At 40.5% G+C, this 16,968-nt stretch carries 20 protein-coding genes; 8 read left to right on the top strand and 12 right to left on the bottom strand.

The annotated features are described in order from the left end of the window. Positions 1-74 precede the first annotated feature (74 nt). Positions 75-638 (top strand): TetR/AcrR family transcriptional regulator, encoded by a 564-nt coding sequence (locus BK583_RS11580; RefSeq protein ID WP_038479536.1) that lies wholly within the window; start codon positions 75-77, stop codon positions 636-638. A gap of 83 nt (positions 639-721) precedes the next feature. Next, positions 722-3,838, top strand: a complete 3,117-nt coding sequence (locus BK583_RS11575) for an MMPL family transporter (RefSeq protein ID WP_055735776.1) — start codon at positions 722-724, stop codon at positions 3,836-3,838. A 68-nt stretch (positions 3,839-3,906) separates the two neighbouring features. Here BK583_RS11575 and BK583_RS11570 read toward each other — a convergent pair whose 3' ends face one another. Then, positions 3,907-4,293: a RidA family protein gene (locus BK583_RS11570; RefSeq protein WP_055735777.1), complete on the bottom strand. Its 387-nt coding sequence runs from the start codon at positions 4,291-4,293 to the stop codon at positions 3,907-3,909. A 109-nt stretch (positions 4,294-4,402) separates the two neighbouring features. Between BK583_RS11570 and BK583_RS11565 the strand changes: the two genes are divergently transcribed. After that, positions 4,403-4,738 (top strand): winged helix-turn-helix transcriptional regulator, encoded by a 336-nt coding sequence (locus tag BK583_RS11565; protein WP_038479545.1) that lies wholly within the window; start codon positions 4,403-4,405, stop codon positions 4,736-4,738. A gap of 269 nt (positions 4,739-5,007) precedes the next feature. Here BK583_RS11565 and BK583_RS11560 read toward each other — a convergent pair whose 3' ends face one another. Genes BK583_RS11560 through BK583_RS20720 form a run of 3 tightly spaced genes read right to left on the bottom strand, consistent with a single transcriptional unit; the run spans position 5,008 to position 5,534 of the window. Further along, positions 5,008-5,220 carry a hypothetical protein gene (locus tag BK583_RS11560; RefSeq protein ID WP_055735778.1) on the bottom strand — a complete coding sequence of 71 codons (213 nt, stop codon included), beginning with the start codon at positions 5,218-5,220 and terminating at the stop codon, positions 5,008-5,010. Continuing rightward, complete coding sequence (locus BK583_RS20725) at positions 5,217-5,369, bottom strand: hypothetical protein (RefSeq protein WP_160319279.1); 153 nt, start codon at positions 5,367-5,369, stop codon at positions 5,217-5,219. The genes BK583_RS11560 and BK583_RS20725 overlap by 4 nt, the downstream gene beginning before the upstream one ends. After that, the gene (locus BK583_RS20720; protein WP_169836826.1) at positions 5,370-5,534 is read right to left on the bottom strand and encodes a hypothetical protein; all 165 of its coding nucleotides are present in this window, start codon (positions 5,532-5,534) and stop codon (positions 5,370-5,372) included. A gap of 229 nt (positions 5,535-5,763) precedes the next feature. Between BK583_RS20720 and BK583_RS11555 the strand changes: the two genes are divergently transcribed. The 5 genes from BK583_RS11555 (at position 5,764) to BK583_RS11535 (ending at position 11,416) form a co-directional block, all read left to right on the top strand. Beyond that, the gene (locus BK583_RS11555) at positions 5,764-7,494 is read left to right on the top strand and encodes an ABC transporter substrate-binding protein (RefSeq protein ID WP_055736434.1); all 1,731 of its coding nucleotides are present in this window, start codon (positions 5,764-5,766) and stop codon (positions 7,492-7,494) included. A gap of 63 nt (positions 7,495-7,557) precedes the next feature. Beyond that, entirely contained in the window at positions 7,558-8,514 is a 957-nt protein-coding gene (locus tag BK583_RS11550; protein WP_038479554.1) for an ABC transporter permease, read from the top strand. Between the two features lie 12 nt (positions 8,515-8,526). After that, positions 8,527-9,456 carry an oligopeptide ABC transporter permease gene (gene opp4C, locus BK583_RS11545; RefSeq protein ID WP_055736435.1) on the top strand — a complete coding sequence of 310 codons (930 nt, stop codon included), beginning with the start codon at positions 8,527-8,529 and terminating at the stop codon, positions 9,454-9,456. 14 nt (positions 9,457-9,470) lie between these two features. After that, the gene (locus tag BK583_RS11540; protein ID WP_055736447.1) at positions 9,471-10,451 is read left to right on the top strand and encodes an ABC transporter ATP-binding protein; all 981 of its coding nucleotides are present in this window, start codon (positions 9,471-9,473) and stop codon (positions 10,449-10,451) included. Next, positions 10,448-11,416 carry an ABC transporter ATP-binding protein gene (locus BK583_RS11535; protein WP_055736436.1) on the top strand — a complete coding sequence of 323 codons (969 nt, stop codon included), beginning with the start codon at positions 10,448-10,450 and terminating at the stop codon, positions 11,414-11,416. Before BK583_RS11540 ends, BK583_RS11535 begins: the two co-directional genes overlap by 4 nt. 386 nt (positions 11,417-11,802) lie before the next feature. Here BK583_RS11535 and BK583_RS21070 read toward each other — a convergent pair whose 3' ends face one another. From BK583_RS21070 to BK583_RS11500, 8 genes are all read right to left on the bottom strand, one after another. Further along, the gene (locus BK583_RS21070; RefSeq protein WP_218970956.1) at positions 11,803-11,976 is read right to left on the bottom strand and encodes a VOC family protein; all 174 of its coding nucleotides are present in this window, start codon (positions 11,974-11,976) and stop codon (positions 11,803-11,805) included. Between the two features lie 84 nt (positions 11,977-12,060). Then, complete coding sequence (locus BK583_RS21065) at positions 12,061-12,213, bottom strand: VOC family protein (protein ID WP_218970955.1); 153 nt, start codon at positions 12,211-12,213, stop codon at positions 12,061-12,063. 114 nt (positions 12,214-12,327) lie between these two features. Next, on the bottom strand, positions 12,328-13,104 hold the full coding sequence (locus BK583_RS11525; protein ID WP_055736437.1) for a PepSY domain-containing protein: 777 nt from the start codon (positions 13,102-13,104) through the stop codon (positions 12,328-12,330). A gap of 92 nt (positions 13,105-13,196) precedes the next feature. Beyond that, a complete protein-coding gene (locus tag BK583_RS11520; RefSeq protein WP_055736438.1) occupies positions 13,197-13,865 on the bottom strand; it encodes a PepSY domain-containing protein in 669 nt (222 codons plus the stop codon). Beyond that, a complete protein-coding gene (locus BK583_RS11515) occupies positions 13,852-15,228 on the bottom strand; it encodes a sensor histidine kinase (protein WP_055736439.1) in 1,377 nt (458 codons plus the stop codon). Before BK583_RS11515 ends, BK583_RS11520 begins: the two co-directional genes overlap by 14 nt. Further along, on the bottom strand, positions 15,225-15,926 hold the full coding sequence (locus BK583_RS11510) for a response regulator transcription factor (RefSeq protein ID WP_055736440.1): 702 nt from the start codon (positions 15,924-15,926) through the stop codon (positions 15,225-15,227). The genes BK583_RS11515 and BK583_RS11510 overlap by 4 nt, the downstream gene beginning before the upstream one ends. Positions 15,927-16,246: 320 nt before the next feature. After that, the gene (locus BK583_RS11505; RefSeq protein ID WP_055736441.1) at positions 16,247-16,591 is read right to left on the bottom strand and encodes a DMT family transporter; all 345 of its coding nucleotides are present in this window, start codon (positions 16,589-16,591) and stop codon (positions 16,247-16,249) included. Between the two features lie 21 nt (positions 16,592-16,612). Beyond that, the gene (locus BK583_RS11500; protein ID WP_055736442.1) at positions 16,613-16,930 is read right to left on the bottom strand and encodes a DMT family transporter; all 318 of its coding nucleotides are present in this window, start codon (positions 16,928-16,930) and stop codon (positions 16,613-16,615) included. Positions 16,931-16,968: the final 38 nt, after the last annotated feature.

The following is a 16,968-nucleotide window of genomic DNA, read 5'->3' as shown; positions in this document are numbered from 1 at the left end:
TCTTTTCCCTTGCTTTTTTAATTCACCTTTTATAAAATAAGGAATGAATATTCATTCCGGAGAGGTGTTGCCTTTTGAGCGATAAGCAAGAAGCGATAAAACAAGCAGCTATCACATTGTTTGCTAGAAGAGGGTTCGATGGTACAACGGTGCCACTCGTAGCTGAAGAAGCATCTGTAGGAGCGGGCACCATTTACCGTTATTTTGAAAATAAAGAAGTATTATTAAATGTTATTATGCAAGATGAAATGTTCCGGCTTGAGGAATCGTTAAAAGCAAAATTCCCTTATGATAAAACAACGAGGGACCAGTTTAGCCACCTTTTTATTACCTTGATTCGTTATTCCCAGGAGAATTTTGATGCTCTTATGTTAATTAATTCTCATACAACAAGCAGGCATATAACAGATAAGACAAAATGTGATTATACGTCTTTACTGGCTTTTGTTTCAACCATTGTCGAAGCTGGTCGAGAGCAAGAGATGATTGATCGGGATTTACCAATTGAAGCCATTGTGGCCATTACTTTTGGTGCTGTCGTAGAGCTTGCAAAATGTTTTAACGGTGGTGAATTATCTCTCACAGATACATTATTAAAAACATTAGACGAAAAACTATGGCGGGCGATCAGCCGTTAATTCGGTTGACGCTTGACCTTTTATAAATTAGGAATGAATATTCATTCCGTACCATAGAATTGATAAGTGATGGAGGATTTGTAATGAAAACGTTTCGTACCAATAGATGGACCGCATTAATCGTTTGGGTTCTCATTTCTGTACTTGCTTTTTTTTCTTTGCCTGACCTAGGTCAACTTGTTCGGGACAAAGGTGAAATTACGCTACCTGACCACGTACAAAGTATTGTGGCAAGCAATTTGGAGTCGGAAATGAATGGGGATCAAGGAAGCACGTACGATCTCATTCTAGTGTTTGATGAAGAAAGTGAAGTGGCGCTTTCAGATGATCAAGTCGCTGAAATAGAATCAATTATTCAATCATTAAAAAATGAAAAAGAAGATTTAGGAATTACATCCATCGTCAATCCCTTTGAGAATCCTGAGATAAAAGAGCAACTCGTTTCAGAGGACGGGTCTGCGGCTCTTGTACAAATGTCTGTTCGTCAATCATATGGGACAATTGATGAGGTAAGAGAAGCGATTAAACCATTTGTTGACTCCGATAAGATGGATGTTTATGTCACCGGTTCAGATCTGATTGCTGAAGATTTTACAAAAACAACAGAAGACGGCATTAAGAAAACCGAAATCGTAGCTGTTGTGTTTATTATTCTTGTTCTTATAGTTGTGTTTCGATCTCCTATCGTACCTGTCGTATCTCTTATTACAGTGGGGGTTTCTTATTTAGTCTCCATGGCGATTATTGCGGGGCTTGTACAACATGTTGATTTTCCATTTTCTAATTTTACTCAAGTGTTTTTAATTGTCATTCTGTTTGGCGTAGGAACAGACTACAATATTTTGTTGTATACAAACTTTAAAGAGGAGCTTAGTAGGGAAGCAAATGTGACTGTAGCGATAAAAAATACGATCCGCTCTGCTGGAAAAACCGTTTTCTATAGTGGAATTGCTGTTTTCATTGGATTTGCAACGCTAGGTCTTGCAGATTTCTCTTTCTATCAATCTACCTCTGCTGTAGCGGTTGGTGTGGCTATTCTTATTCTCGTATTGATTACATTAAATCCATTTTTTATGAGCATACTCGGTAAAAAAATGTTTTGGCCGAGCAAGCGTTTTGTTGGACATGGCGATAGTCGTTTATGGGGATTTCTAGCAAGCCGGTCTGTGCTTAGACCTGTTGTTAGTTTACTGCTTGTAGCTGTTTTTATTGTTCCTATATTGATGCTCTCAAAAGGGAACGTCCATTACAATGATTTATTAGAAGTGGATGACGGTTATTCATCTAAGCAAGGCATCCAACTTATACAGGATAAGTTCCCAAGTGGATTTTCATCGCCAGCTAGTCTTGTGATTCAATTCGATGAGCCTTTAGATACGCAGTCCATGTTAACAGAATTGGATCAACTTACAGATGCAGTTGGAAAAGTGGATGGTGTGGCTGAAGTCATGTCACCAACTCGGCCAACAGGAGAAAAAATTCACGAGCTGTATATCAATGACCAAACGAATACAGTTGGTACTGGTGTTGACGAGGCCAATGGAGGCGCAAAGGAGATTCGAGCCGGCCTTTTCGAAGCAGAGCAACAGCTCTCTGAATCAAATGAAAGTGACATTGACCACATTCAGTTATTGATTGACGGGACTGCTGAAGCGTATCAAGGCAGTATCGCCTTACAAGACGCTGTCTTCCAAATAGCTTCTGGTGTTTCAGAAGGGGCTAATGGAGCGGCGGAAATCGAATCAGGTTTAACCTCCCTATCTACTAATTTGACAGCGGTATCTGCTGCAACCACTGAGCTTTATTCTGTTTATACTCAAATAGAATCTGGCTTACGTACATTCAGTGAAACCTTTACAAGTGCGGTAGCATTGTTCGACCAAGGTATGCAAAATATGACAGCCGTTCAAACAGCTTTAGAGGAATTTTTAAATGAAAATCCTGAACTTGCTTCTGATCCTGCCGTTATGGAAGCACTTCAAAACGTTAGTGGAGAAGCGGAGCAAATGAATCAACTTTCGACACAGCTAAGTGGAACGGCGCAAGAACTGGAACAAGCGTTAACAGCATTTCGTGAAGCCAATCAATCTCTCAATCAAGTAAATCAAAGTATAAATGAATTGAATGCAGGAGCTGACCAATTAGCAGAAGGTACTAGACAATTGCAAGGCGCTCTTAAAAATGGTGCTGAGGGAGCTCAAACCGTTGAATCAGAGGCAGGTAAATTAGGGGCAGGATTAACCCAAATTCAATCTGGTCAAGAGCAGTTGCAATCCGGCTTACAAGATTTACAAGGCCAAATGAACGTTTTACAAGAAGGATTACTCGCAAGTACAGAAGGACTTGATGAGCTATCGGCGGGTCTTGAAAACGCAGAACATTATTTAGGGGAAGTGAGTCAATCAACGTCGGCAGAACGTTTCTTTGTCCCGGGAGATGTCCTTGAAAGTGATGAATTCCAAGAGGCTTTAACCATGTATCTATCAGATGATAAACACACTGCACGATTGACGATTATACTAGATGCTGATCCATTTTCAGCGGAAGCAATGGATGTTGTTCGAGAGATTCAAGAGACTGGAGAAGCGACCGTTAAAGGTACAGTGTTAGAAGATTCGATTATGGCTGTAGGAGGGCAGTCTGCCGTCAATGCAGATCTACGAGATGTGGCGAATGGTGATTTCGTATTCACCGCAACCATTATGTTAGGAGCGATTGCCCTCTTTCTTATGGTGATTACACGGTCTATTCACTTACCGCTATTTATTGTCGGGATTTTAGCTGTTACGTATTACACGTCACTTTCGATTACAGAAATGATAAGCGGATCTTTATTTGGTGTCTCAGAACTAAGCTGGAATGTCCCGTTCTTTGGATTTATACTTTTAATTGCCATAGGGGTGGATTATAGCATCTTCTTACTAATGAGTTATCGAGAAACTGAAGGCGATCCACTCTCAGCGATTAAACGTGCTTCACGTCATATTGGTGGAGTGATCATTTCAGCAGCGATCATCCTCGGTGGAACGTTTGCCGCTCTTTATCCATCTGGTGTTCTCACGCTAATGCAAGTAGCGACCCTTGTAATTGTCGGTTTATTTCTTTTAAGTATTCTATTTTTACCTGTAGTGTTGCCAGCCTTAATGAGTGTAACGAACAAGTTAAGTCGTTGGGCAAGACCTTCCAAAAAAGAAGAGTAAAGAAGCAAAAGAAAAAGGCAGCACATCATCTGTGCTGCCTTCCTTATTGTTAGAACCAAATGAACGAATTAGGTACTCGTGTGTGCAACAGCACTAACTTCAATTAATTGCTCTGGAAAAGCTAAATAGGTAACGCCAATGAGGCTACCAGCAGGGCGGTGATCATGTAAGTATTCCTTAAACATCTCAATGACCGTTTCCGTATGCGCTTGTGGGTTTGTTAAATATATTTCGATATAGGCGAGGTTGGAGGTTGTCACATCGAGTTCCTTAAGGACACGATCTAGATTTTCAAACGTTCGTTTCGTTTGCGCTTCGATCCCTTTTTCGCTTTCAAAGTTCCCTTCCTCGTCGTACGCAAATTGACCTGAAACGTAGATGGTGCCGTTCACACTATACCCTTGCGTAATTCCATGATCCCAAAGATTGTGATTGTAGGTCTTGACAATACTCATAATGAAATCTCTCCTTCAATTTAAGATAAAGTAAGTATAGTATTGATATATAAACAAGAATAGTACGCACTTTATTGATAGGTACTACCAGGAAGGATAGTGTCAAAATATGAGTATGGCTGAGTACAATGAAAAAGGTTCAATCAAGGAGACATCTTTTGGATATGCAATGTCAGTGATTGGTGGGAAGTGGAAACTGCTTATTCTTTATTTATTAGCTGAACAAGAGCCTGTTCGTTTTAATGAAATGAAAAGACAAATCGGACCAATTACGTATAAAATGCTGAGTTCACAACTTAAAGAATTAGAAGCAGATGGAATGATTAAGAGACAAGAATATCCTCAGGTTCCGCCGAAAGTCGAGTACAGTCTCACTTCTAAAGCAGAGGAGCTTTTACCTGTATTGGAACAACTATGCGAATGGGGAGACCAAAATAGAAAGTAGCTAGAAGAATTTCGGGAAATTGGTTTACCATTTCAAGAGCGCTTAATCAGAAGAAATTTGCTAGTAAAGTATGTGCGGATACGCTTATCGTGTGCAGAAGGGGTTTACTAAAAGCGCCTTTAGCAGTAAAAACCAACCTTTATGAAAAGGTTGGTTTTTACTATTCATAGAAGCAATCCATTCGGAAGCAGGAACGATCTACTACTCATTCCAATGAAGGCATATGAATAAAAAAAGAGTTTAGAAGAGGTGGGTTGTTCTCTTGCTCATTATTCTTCTGTATTCGTTGGGTACTTACTACGACGAAAAAGAAACGTGCCTAACAATATGTAGATAATGGACATTCCAGCAAAGATAAATACCCCTGATTGTCCGTTTAAACCAATTATAGGAAAAATAAAATAACAAATAAGAGCGAATAGTAAATAAAAAAAGGAAGATATAAAATAAATAAGGTGACTTGGACGTTGTTTCCTCTTCATCGTTCTCTCTCCTCTCCTTCCAATTGATTCATTCTTTTCTCTAATTGTTCCATTCGCTTGTTTTGCCTATTCAACTTTCCTTGAAAGGAAGCTGTATAACTGAACGTGCCGACTGCAATCGAGACTGCAAGTGCAACATAAATGTCCATCTACTTACCACCCTCTATTTGCTTTTTTTCCATCATGCCAGATAGGAAATAGATAAACGCGAGGGCAAAACTTGAAAAGGTAAAAAATAAAGGTTGCTTAGAAAGAACCTTAATAATTCCAGAAACAAGAAAGATAGCCGAAGCTATAAAATGAATTTTTTTCATTTAAACCACCTCATGTTTTTTACGTTTGTCACGTACAAAAGTTTCGAATGGCTATGAATCTCTTTTGTTAAGTTTCATTAAGGATAGCATTTTTATTAATACTACTAAATAAAGAAAAAATCAGATTTATTGTAATCACATGTTGACTTATCGGAATTATATGTTTTAATAAAAAGAGAACTTTTTACATAAAGATATGAAAAATCATGGGAGAAAAAGGGGAGATAAAGTGAAAAAACGATGGACACTTTCTTTATCAGTAGCTGCATTTATTGTGGTGCTTAGTGGTTGCAACACAGAGATGGGGAGTGACGAGCCAGCGAGTCGTGACAGTGAAGAAGAACCTACAGGCATTCAACTTGTAGAAGATACGCAAATTGAAGCGAGTAATCCAGCTGCATCACCTAGGCTTGCAACAAATAGGGGAGAAACCATTGTTGTTGGCCTCCAGGAACCCGGAGGTGTGTTCACGCCATACTTTAATACAAGCGGATATGATGGGAATGTTCAAGCTGTCATGTTCCCACCATTGATTGATATTGATGAAAATGGCGAGCCTTTCGGTCGATTAGCAGAGAATTGGGATGTTTCTGACGACGAGTTGACTTTCAGTTTCACGCTAAGAGAAGGGTTAACGTTTGATGATGGTCGTCCGTTCACAACCGAGGATGTCGCCTTCACCATTACGCTTCTCTATGATCCGAGCTACCCTGGCTCAACTGACATTACAGAAACGAATTTAGTCGGCGGTTTGGATTACAAAGACGGAGATGCCGATGAGATAACGGGTATTACGATTGTGGATGAGCGTACAATCGAATTCGAGCTTGAAGAACCAAATGCACGGGCGCTAACCATGCTTGGCGGTCAAGTTCTAAGCAAAGCTTATTACGGTGAAGAATATGAAAAAGGGAATCTTGATTACATAAGCGATTTCCATCTACGACCTGTTGGAGCAGGCCCATTTAAGTTCGAAACGTATAACCCAGGTGAAGAAATTCGTTTTAGTTCAAACGAACATTACTATAAGGGAGAACCGGAGGCAGATGCGTTTATTTATCGAACGACAGAAGGGGATTCGCAGCAGTTTTTCCAAACAGGAGAGCTTGATTATGGAACATTTTCAGCAGATCAAGACAATTTTGACATGCTTCAATCGTTAGAGTTTGCTGATATTAATTTGTATACATCTTCTAACTACAGCTACATCGCCTTCAACCATGAATCTGACATTTTCAAAGATGCAAACGTCCGCAAAGCGTTTAACTACGGCTTCGATCGGCAAACATATGTGGATATTCGTTTCCAAGGGTTTGCTCAAGTTGCAAATGTTCCAGTATCACCTGTTTCTTGGGCTCATACAGATGAAATTGAAGGTTTTCCTTATGACCCTGAAGAAGCGGAACGCTTACTTGAAGAAGCTGGATGGGTCGAAGGTTCAGACGGGATTCGTGAGCGTGATGGAGAAAAACTACGTATTTACTTCTTTACAACAGAAGCAAGTGGCGCTAGCGACGTTCTCGTAACGAGACTTCAAGAGGATTACAAGCGCATCGGTATTGACTTGCAAATTGAACAAATGGATTTTAATGCTTTGCTTGCTCGTGTGGATAATGGAGATCATGATCTCGTTAGTTTCTCCACCACCATGCAGCCAGACCCTCATATTGGTATTCAAGCATTCCATTCTGCTCATACAGGAAATACATTCCGTGGCTATGAGAATGAAGAAGTGGATGCGCTCATTGACGCTGCAGTTGCTGAAAGTGATTTAGATAGAAGGGCAGAATCATACCATGATTTATATGAGGCACTTGAAGAAGATCCACCTATGATCTTACTAAATTATAATAAGGTTTTATCAGCTACAAATGCACGAGTACAAGGCTTTGAGCCAAACGGCTTCCGGGGAATTTCACTTAGTCTCGAAAACTTACAGGTTGTTGATGTTGCTGAATGATTAGGTAAGGAGGACGGATTGTCTGTCCTCCTTTTTTATTGAAAATAAAGGGGGTACCTCATCTTGCGTCATTACGTAATCAAACGCTTGCTTTATTTAATCCCAACATTAATTGGAGCATCCATCTTAATTTTTTTCCTTTACTCACTTGTTCCTGGGAACTTTATTGACGCTGACCCAAATTTAACAGCTGAACGAAAAGCAGAATTATCTGCCTTATATGGCTTCGATCAACCAACATTCATCCGCTATTTTATTTGGATGGGGAACCTCTTTCAAGGTGATTTAGGCTATTCGCTTCAATTTCAACGTCCTGTATCAGAGGTTCTTGGAAATTACATATGGAGTTCATTCATTGTTGCCGTTGCTTCCCTTTTCTTAACTTGGGGCATAGCGGTTGTTATCGGTGTGGTATCAGCTACAAAACAATATTCCTTTTTTGATGGATTTGTTACTTTCCTCGTATTTGCGGCAATGGCAACCCCATCCTTTTTTCTTGGCTTAATTGTTATTAAACTATTTGCGGTGGATCTCGGTTGGCTACCGGCTGGTGGAATGACAAGTTCAGGAATGAATTACTCTGGATGGGCACGAATAAAGGATATTTTGGAGCATATGATTTTGCCTGTTCTTGTTTTAACCATGCTAGGTATTGGTGGACTTACTAGGTATTTTCGAACAAATATGCTTGAAGTCATCAAGCAGGATTTTGTGCGAACTGCAAGGGCAAAGGGCTTAAAGGAAAAAGTAGTTATTTACAAACATGCATTGCGCAACGCGCTATTGCCAGCGATTACGTTGTTTGCGTTTGAATTACCGGCGCTCTTTAGTGGAGCAATTATCATTGAGCAAATTTTTAACTGGCCAGGGATTGGCGCCATTTACATGCAAGCATTTTCAGTTCGAGATTATCCGTTATTAATGGGCTTCACAATGTTTATTGCTCTCTTGACCGTTATTAGCAATTTACTAGCTGACTTGCTGTATGGTGTAGCTGATCCACGTGTTCGGGTGAAATAAGGGGGGAGAAGATTGGATAATCGTCCAAATGTACGCTCATCACACGTGCTTGACTTTGAAAAAGGACAAAAATCTTCTCTTTGGAGAGAAGTTGGGCGTCGCTTTATTAAAAATAAAATAGCAATGGTCGGACTCCTTTTTCTTTTGTTTATCTTTTTGTTTAGTTTTGTTGGACCACTTTTTTCACCTTATATGACAAGTGGAACGAATTCTCAGATGATTCATCAAGCGCCTAGCGCAGCGCATTGGCTTGGTACGGATCATTTGGGTCGTGATGTGTTGACCCGTTTAATGCTTGCTGGTCGCATCTCTCTAACTGTCGGAATAGGAGCGATGTTATTAGCTGTATCAATAGGTGGGATACTTGGTATTTTAGCTGGTTATTACAAAGGCATAATAGATCAGCTCGTTATGAGGCTTGCGGATATTCTAATGACCTTACCTAGCATTCCACTGCTCTTTATTATGGCAGCGGTTATGTCTGAGTGGAGAGTGCCTGCGGAACAACGCCTTTACGTCGTTATGATTATGCTAAGTCTTGTAAACTGGCCTGGACTAGCCCGGCTTGTGCGCAGCCAAGTGTTAAGTTTGCGTGAGCGCGAATTTATGCAAGCAACAGAAGCGCTAGGACTTAGGGATCGACGTAAAGTGCTAAACCATTTACTTCCAAATGTGGTTCCACTATTAATTGTAACCGCCACTTTAAGTGTTGGAGGAGCGATCCTAAGCGAGTCTGTTTTAAGTTTCTTTGGGCTAGGCGTCGTTCCACCAACTGCATCATGGGGGAATATGATCAATACGGCGAATAGTTTAATTGATTTTACCAATCGTCCTTGGCTCTGGATTCCACCTGGTGTTGCCATATTTGCTACTGTCATATCTGTTAATTTACTTGGAGACGGGCTTCGTGATGCGATTGATCCGAACATGAAAGGACGTTGATTCCGGTGGGAAAAGTGAAACCGCTATTAGAAATAGAAGATGTGCGTACTCATTTTCATACTGAAAAAGGACTTGTAAAAGCTGTTGATGGGGTAAGCTTTACAGTCCATCAAGGGGAAACCGTTTGTATCGTAGGGGAATCTGGGTGCGGGAAAAGTGTAACTGCTTTGTCTATTATGGACCTTATCTCAGGAGCAGGAAGCGTTTCTGGTTCCATGAAATTGGCTGGTACAGAATTACGGACATTGTCCAAAGGAGATATGAGACGTATACGAGGAAACGAAATGGCAATGATCTTCCAAGAACCAATGTCTTCCTTAAACCCTGTTCTCTCAATTGGAGAACAACTGGTGGAAACCATTCTTAACCATACGACGTTATCGAAGAAAGAAGCTAAGGCTAAAGCACTTGATCTTATTGAACTCGTAGGAATTGGGCGTGGGGAACATATTCTAAAATCGTATCCGCATCAAATGAGCGGTGGCATGTTACAGCGAATCATGATTGCTATTGCGCTATCGTGTAATCCAAAAATGTTGATTGCCGATGAACCAACAACAGCGCTTGATGTTACTATACAAGCTCAAATCTTAGATTTGCTGCAAACTTTAAAAGAAGAACAACAGATGTCTATGTTGTTAATAACTCACGACCTTGGTGTTGTTGCAGAAGTAGCTGACTATGTCGTTGTGATGTATGCAGGAAAAATAATTGAAAAAGGCAAAGTAGAGGATATTTTCGAGAGCCCTAAGCATCCATATACAAGAGGTTTGCTTCAAGCTAAGCCAATTCTTGGATCACGTAGACACAAACTTTATACAATACCTGGTCAAGTACCCCAGCTTTTAGATTTGCCTGAATCCTGTTATTTTGCTGACCGATGTGAACATTGTATGGATATTTGCACAAGTAAAGCACCCACTTTAACAGAGGAAGGGCAGAAGCAACATGAAGTTGCCTGCTGGCTTTATAGAGAAAAGGAGGTGGTGCAATGAGTGAGCCATTCTTAGAAGTAAATAGTCTCGAAAAAGTTTACAGTACGAAGGCATCTTTCTTTAATCGTAAACCTGAGAGGGTAGTCGCTGTTGATCAAGTGAGCTTCACTATTAATCATGGTGAAGCATTCGGTCTTGTAGGGGAATCTGGAAGCGGTAAAAGTACCATTGGGAAATCATTACTTCGTCTTCATGATATTACGTCAGGCTCCGTTACGTATAAAGGGCAAACTATTCATGAGCTATCTAAAAAAGAGATGCGTCGCTTGCGTCCGAAATTGCAGTTTGTTTTTCAAGATCCTTTTAGTTCCTTGAATCCACGTTTACGTGTTGGAGAGGCGCTCGCGGAGCCGCTACTCGATCACGGCTTAGCTACAAAAGCGAATGTCAGAGAAAAAGTGCTGAATGTAATGGAACTGTGTGGATTACCTACATACCATATCGACAAATATCCGCATGAATTTAGCGGTGGTCAACGACAACGCATTGGTATTGCACGTGCTGTTATTATGAACCCAGAATTTATTGTAGCAGACGAGCCAGTATCTGCTTTAGACGTATCAATTCAAGCACAAATCATCAACCTATTCCAAGAATTGCAAGTACAAAAAAACATGGCTTATTTGTTTATATCGCACGATTTAAGTGTAGTAGAACATTTATGTACCCGTGTCGGCGTTCTTTACCTTGGAACAATGATGGAAATGGGAAGTAGAGATCAACTTTATCAAAATCCTCTTCATCCCTACACAAAAGCACTTCTTGCCGCTGTTCCTATACCTGATCCAAAGCGCAAACGTCAGCGTGCTCTCTTAAAGGGGGATGTCCCAAATCCAGCAAATCCACCAACTGGATGTAAATTCCATACACGCTGCCCAATTGCCACAGCTGCATGTGCAGAGAAAGTACCCTCATTTCGAGAGGTTGAACCAGGTCATTTCGTAGCGTGTCATCTTGTTTCGTAGAGAGGTTCATCATCAAAGAATAACGAGGCTGGGACAAAAGTAGATAGACAGATCAAAATGACGAACATTCCTGAAAATAGGAACGTTCGTCGTTTGTTTTATATGAAAATTAGCGGAAGGAGAATCAGAAGACTCCTGGGGGATCAGCACGTGTCTGAAGACTCTGGAGTGGTGGTTTTCCACGGAGGAGGCTGAGGCCGTGTCCCCGGAAAGCGAAGGATTCTCCTGTAGCGGTGCTACTCAGCATATTTTAGACTATTCGTCTTTTCAAACACTACTTTTAGTTATGTCCTAGCCTCGTTCTATTTTGTGAATCTGTATCAACGTCACTAATAAATTGGGAACGTTTCGAACAAAAGCCTTTTCACCATCATTAAAGCCATTCGTTAGGATGATTGAGTAGGTGCCATCCACATTGGTTCTAGGGTGTTGCCATCTAGATCCGCTACTTCAAGGCCAAACATGTGCTCCTCTGGGATACCATGATCAATGCGATAATAATGACCACCGTTTTCTTTTGCTTTTTTAGCAAATTGTTTTATGGCATCTGGGCTTTCCATTTCGAATGCAATTAACGCAGCGCTTGTTTTCTGTGTGTCTGCAATTGTTTTACCTTGAAGAAACTGTTTATAGAAATTGTGTGTTCACAGCATAATCGAAAAATGATCGTCCCATAACATAGCACTTGCGTGTTCATTCGAAAACATTTCATTTTTCTTAAAGCCCAACTGCTCATAGAAATGTGTTGATTTTTCTAAATCACGAACAGGAAAGTTTACGAAAACCTTTGTTGTCATCACAGCACCTCTTTACAAGTTATACTAATAGTGTAACCTTCTTTTGTGCTCGTAACCAGATAGATGTAGTAAAAAGCTACCGCTATCTACAAGATAGGACAGTAGCTTAAACTGTTAGTCATCACGTTCTTGTTTTAAGATTTTACCAGTCTCTGCATGAAGGTCAATGTCATACTCAACGTGATCAACCATGACTTCAAGCTCATAAAGAGGGATACCATTCTCATACTCACGTTCACTTTCCAAGATTGTTACCGGTTCACCTAGCTCCGACTCGATAAAAGGAAGGAGTTCATCTAATGAAAGGAAAGACGTTGCTCCGTCCTCAGATGTGCCATTTAGGAGCTCATCATCCATTTTAACAACATCGCCTGTTTCCGCATCGATTACTAAGTCGGCATCGTCTTCATAAAGAGCGAATTCAATTTTATAAACAAGGCGTCCGTTTTCTTGTTCTAATTCAATTTCTTTTACATCTGTTAAGCCACTTTCATCAATTGCAATCGTTTCAGCATCTTTTTGCGTTAGAGCGGGCTCGGCTTGATTTTCTGTCAGAAGCAAATCACCATCAATCTCGATGAGGTCACCAGTATGAACATTGAACGTAAATTCATACGTTTCTTGAGGCGTGCGTACATCGACTTCATACACATCGACCCCATCTTCAATATCTTGCTTCGCTTTAACCATATTGCCTCCAACGTACTCTTCCGCTACCTTAACAGCTTGTTCTAATGTTAGAGAGGAAGCAGTCGTTCCGGCAACTGTGGTTGATTGCGCATTGACTTCTTTCACAGTAGACTCTTCTTTAGCATTTGCAAAACTCCAAGTTGCCCCTCCAGCTACTAGTAAAGCGCATGTCCCGGTAATCATAACGGTTTGTTTTTTCATCTTTCTGACCTCCAGTTGTTTTTGATAGCTTTACTATAGCCTCTACAAATGAAGGAACCGTGAAAGGAAAATGAGAGTTTGATGAGAAATGATTAATCCCAAATAACCGAAATAATCTCACCAGTATACGCATCAATAATGACGAGGGCATCGTCATCACGCCCTGTATCTTCCAATTCTACTTCATAGACAAGTCGATTGTTACGGGTTTCCTGTTCTACATCTTCAACTGTTCCTGGTATCTCAGAAAGAGCAATTTCGATTGCCTGATCCGGAGAGAGGATGGCTTGTTCTTCTTCAAGGCTAGTACGGATGATGTGACCTGTAAAAGCATCCACCTCGACCTCTCCAGTCCGACCATCTACGCTATAGTCCACATAATAACGGTTATCCTGTAAGTTCATATTGGATATTTCAATCCCTTGTTCTGGATAAGCCTCTAACAAAATTGCCTCGATCTCTTTTTCACTTAACGGAGTCTCCCGTTGGTTTAACAAGCGCAACGATTGAATAGAGCCTGATGTCGCATCTAGTGTTAGCTCATATTCCCCTGACCCTTTTAAAAAAGTGAGCTGGTAGACGTGTTCATCACCTTTATACGTAATGGATTCTATTTCGTTTGGATCAAATCGTTCCATGACAATGGCTGAGATTTCCGCATCACTTAAGGTCTCTTGCTGGAGCCAGCGGTACATAAACATACCTGTGACAACCAACAGGCAGCAAGCGACGAGAAGAAGCCATTTCCTAATACGTGTCATCGTCATACTCCTTTCTCACTAATGGCAGCGTCACGTAAAATGTAGAGCCATGGTTTTCGATACTTTCCAGTCGAAGCAATCCATCATGTTCTTCTACAATCTTTTTCGCAATAGATAGACCTAAACCGCTACCACCTGTTTCTCGAGAGCGTGCTTGATCAACGCGATAAAACCGTTTGAAGATTGCTGCTTGCTCTTCTTGACTGATGCCAATTCCCTGATCCTTAACGGAAATCATGCATTCCTCTTCTTTTAGTCTTTCTACAGTGACAGTGAGGGCATCATCTGAATACTTAATCCCGTTATCAAGTAATAGGAAAAAAAGTTGTTTCAATAAATGTTCGGAGCCTAGAACGTGAAGGGTCTGGCCTGTATCAGCAAACGTAATTGGCCTCCCAGAAGCGATGCTCATTCTTTCACATGTTTCTTTTACAAGCTGATTGATGTGAAGAAGTGTTCTCTCATGTGCAGGTGTTTCGCCTTTCGCAAGAAGAAGCATTTGTTCTGTTAAAGCTTTCATTCTTGTTGATTCAGACAAAATTGCATCAACGGCTTCATCAATCATAGAAGGATCGTGTTTTCCCCAGCGCTCTAACAGTTTGGCATAACTTTCCACAACCGTGAGTGGTGTCTTAAGTTCATGGGAGGCATCTGACACAAATTGCTGCTGCTGATCGGCATGTTGTTGAAGTAAATCAATCATATGGTTAAAAGAATGGCTTAAGTCAGCCAGTTCATCTTGTTTCGTTGGAACATCTGCTACTTTTCTTAATGTACCTTGTTGTCGAATCTCATTCATCGTTCCAGCTAAAGAGCGAATCGGTTTTAAAATAAATCGTCCTAGAGCTTGACTCGCTAAAAAAGTTGGAATGAAAACGACGAGGGAGGCAACCAGTAAGATCATCCCAAGTAATGGTAGTGTCTCCTCTAAATAATCAAGCTGCTGGGTAAGTTGCAAGGAAACCACTTGACCATTTGACCAGATAAGTGGAGTAGATGCGGTTGCGTATTGATCGTCATCAACCCTTAATACGTCTGCTGTTTCTTGAGGAGAAAAGGATGTAGGAAGATCAAGCAAATCGTCATTTTTTGTTACGGTTATAAGAGAAGCGCCGTTTGCATCAACAAGCCGTAGCATCCCGTTTTCAGGGGCATACGTATGGATAAATTGATTACGAGCCTCGGGGCTTGAGTTTGCTTGGTCAATACCAGTTGAAATCGATACAGCTTGATTTGCCAGCCGATCCAACTCACTCGATGTCAAGTTTTCTTTAAACAGTGCATAAACAGAAAGGTTTACTATAAGAAGCAAAATCGTCACAAGTCCAGTTGAAAAGAACGTAATACGCCTTGATAATGTCATGAGCTCGACTCCTTTAACATATAGCCCGCTCCGCGAACAGTATGAATAAAGGCTGAGCCAAACGGCTTTTCTATCTTATTGCGTAAATACCGAATGTACACATCAACAATATTTGTTTCGCCATAAAAATCATAGCCCCAGACGCGCTCCAGTAATTGCTCCCGTGATAACACCTGATGTTGATGTTCAAGCAAACAGCAAAGGAGCGTGTATTCGCGATTGGTGAGGGATACCTCATTTCCTTTAACGTGGACTTCATGGGATGCAGTATCAACACGAAGAGAGCCAGCTGTTAATAAAGAAGAAGATGAAGGTTTTGCAGCGAGATGAGCATGCCGCAAAGACACCCGAATGCGTGCTAGTAACTCTTCTATTTCAAAAGGTTTAGTCATGTAATCATTCGCGCCAAGGTCAAGACCGGTCACTTTATCAACGGTGGCATCTCTAGCTGTTAGCATAATAATTGGTGTTGAATCATCTCGACTCCGAACCCGTCGTACTAATTCGATTCCACTTAAGCCAGGAAGCATGACATCCAGTAGTAACAAATCAAACGACTGGGACTGGAGTGCTTCCCATGCATCAAAACCATTATGAAAAACAGTTGTCGTATAACCTTCATGAGTTAATTCTAATTGGAGCACGCGAGCAATCCGGTGCTCATCTTCAACAACAAGTATATGGCTTTTCCTTTCCATAGAATCGTTCCTTTCACCAAGATGTATTCATGAACGTAGCGTACACAAAAAAAGGAAGCGTGACAAGTTAAAATCAGATGAGAGAAGGGAGCGGGTGCTTAACAAAATGAAGATTTGAAAAAGGTAGTGAGAGGTAGAAAATACTGAAAATAATAAAGGAAAGAGATGATACCAACATCGTTTCCTTGCTCACTAATCGGCAATGAATAGAGAGCGGAAATACACGGTACAAACGGTTCAACAAAGATTTTCAATTTTATTAAAGAAGAAGCGTAAAGTTTGAGATCGATTTGAAGAAAGGTACATGGAAGTAAAAAAAATTAGTTTTCATTCTGGACAGGTTTTTTCTTTCTTAATTGAAGTAGAACAATCCCTATTATGATGAGAGTCGCGCCTGAAATTTTCGTGAAAGAGAGTGATTCATTAAAAAGAATTACACCAACTATAACAGACATCGCAGCACCCACCCCGCCCCAAATAGCGTAAGAGATAGATAAAGGTAGTTTCTTAACAGCAAAGGCTAGGAAACTAAATCCTAGAAAATAAGAGGCAAGGCAGCCAATGGTAAAAGAGACCTCTGTAAAGCCATTTGTATACTGAAGCAGGATTTGTCCACATAATCCGAAAAAAATCGCTAATGCCAAATACAAATAATGTTTCTGCAAAATTCATGCACCTCAATCTTTTTAAGAACTACTATTTAATAAAATAATTCCGGAAAGTAGAATCGTTAACGCTACAATAGATTGTTTATTAATTCGCTCATTTAGAAAAAAAAGGGAAAATAAAACGGTTGACGCTATACCTAAGCCTGACCATGTCGCAAAAACAATACTCATAGGTAAATAAATAAGGGATCTTGCTAGAAAAAAGAACGCTAAACCGTATCCAAGAAAAGTTAATATGCTCGGTACAATAAATTTTAGGCCGTTAGAATGTTTTAACTGAATTGAGGCATAAACCTCAATGACAATGGCAAGAAAGAGAAAAAAGTAACCGAGCACATTATAACCCCCTAAATTGTTTTTGACAGTTATATATT

The organism is Shouchella oshimensis, assembly GCF_002019765.1.
Taxonomy (GTDB): domain Bacteria; phylum Bacillota; class Bacilli; order Bacillales; family Bacillaceae_D; genus Shouchella; species Shouchella oshimensis.
This window is presented reverse-complemented; position numbering and strand designations above follow the sequence as displayed.

Coding starts and splice junctions, on each gene's coding strand:
- BK583_RS11575 (WP_055735776.1), top strand. CDS start 722: ATGAAAACGTTTCGTACCAATAGATGGACCGCATTAATCGTTTGGGTT.
- BK583_RS11570 (WP_055735777.1), bottom strand. CDS start 4,293: ATGAGTATTGTCAAGACCTACAATCACAATCTTTGGGATCATGGAATT.
- BK583_RS11565 (WP_038479545.1), top strand. CDS start 4,403: ATGAGTATGGCTGAGTACAATGAAAAAGGTTCAATCAAGGAGACATCT.
- BK583_RS11560 (WP_055735778.1), bottom strand. CDS start 5,220: ATGAAGAGGAAACAACGTCCAAGTCACCTTATTTATTTTATATCTTCC.
- BK583_RS20725 (WP_160319279.1), bottom strand. CDS start 5,369: ATGGACATTTATGTTGCACTTGCAGTCTCGATTGCAGTCGGCACGTTC.
- BK583_RS20720 (WP_169836826.1), bottom strand. CDS start 5,534: ATGAAAAAAATTCATTTTATAGCTTCGGCTATCTTTCTTGTTTCTGGA.
- BK583_RS11535 (WP_055736436.1), top strand. CDS start 10,448: ATGAGTGAGCCATTCTTAGAAGTAAATAGTCTCGAAAAAGTTTACAGT.
- BK583_RS21070 (WP_218970956.1), bottom strand. CDS start 11,976: ATGGAAAGCCCAGATGCCATAAAACAATTTGCTAAAAAAGCAAAAGAA.
- BK583_RS21065 (WP_218970955.1), bottom strand. CDS start 12,213: ATGACAACAAAGGTTTTCGTAAACTTTCCTGTTCGTGATTTAGAAAAA.
- BK583_RS11525 (WP_055736437.1), bottom strand. CDS start 13,104: ATGAAAAAACAAACCGTTATGATTACCGGGACATGCGCTTTACTAGTA.
- BK583_RS11520 (WP_055736438.1), bottom strand. CDS start 13,865: ATGACACGTATTAGGAAATGGCTTCTTCTCGTCGCTTGCTGCCTGTTG.
- BK583_RS11515 (WP_055736439.1), bottom strand. CDS start 15,228: ATGACATTATCAAGGCGTATTACGTTCTTTTCAACTGGACTTGTGACG.
- BK583_RS11510 (WP_055736440.1), bottom strand. CDS start 15,926: ATGGAAAGGAAAAGCCATATACTTGTTGTTGAAGATGAGCACCGGATT.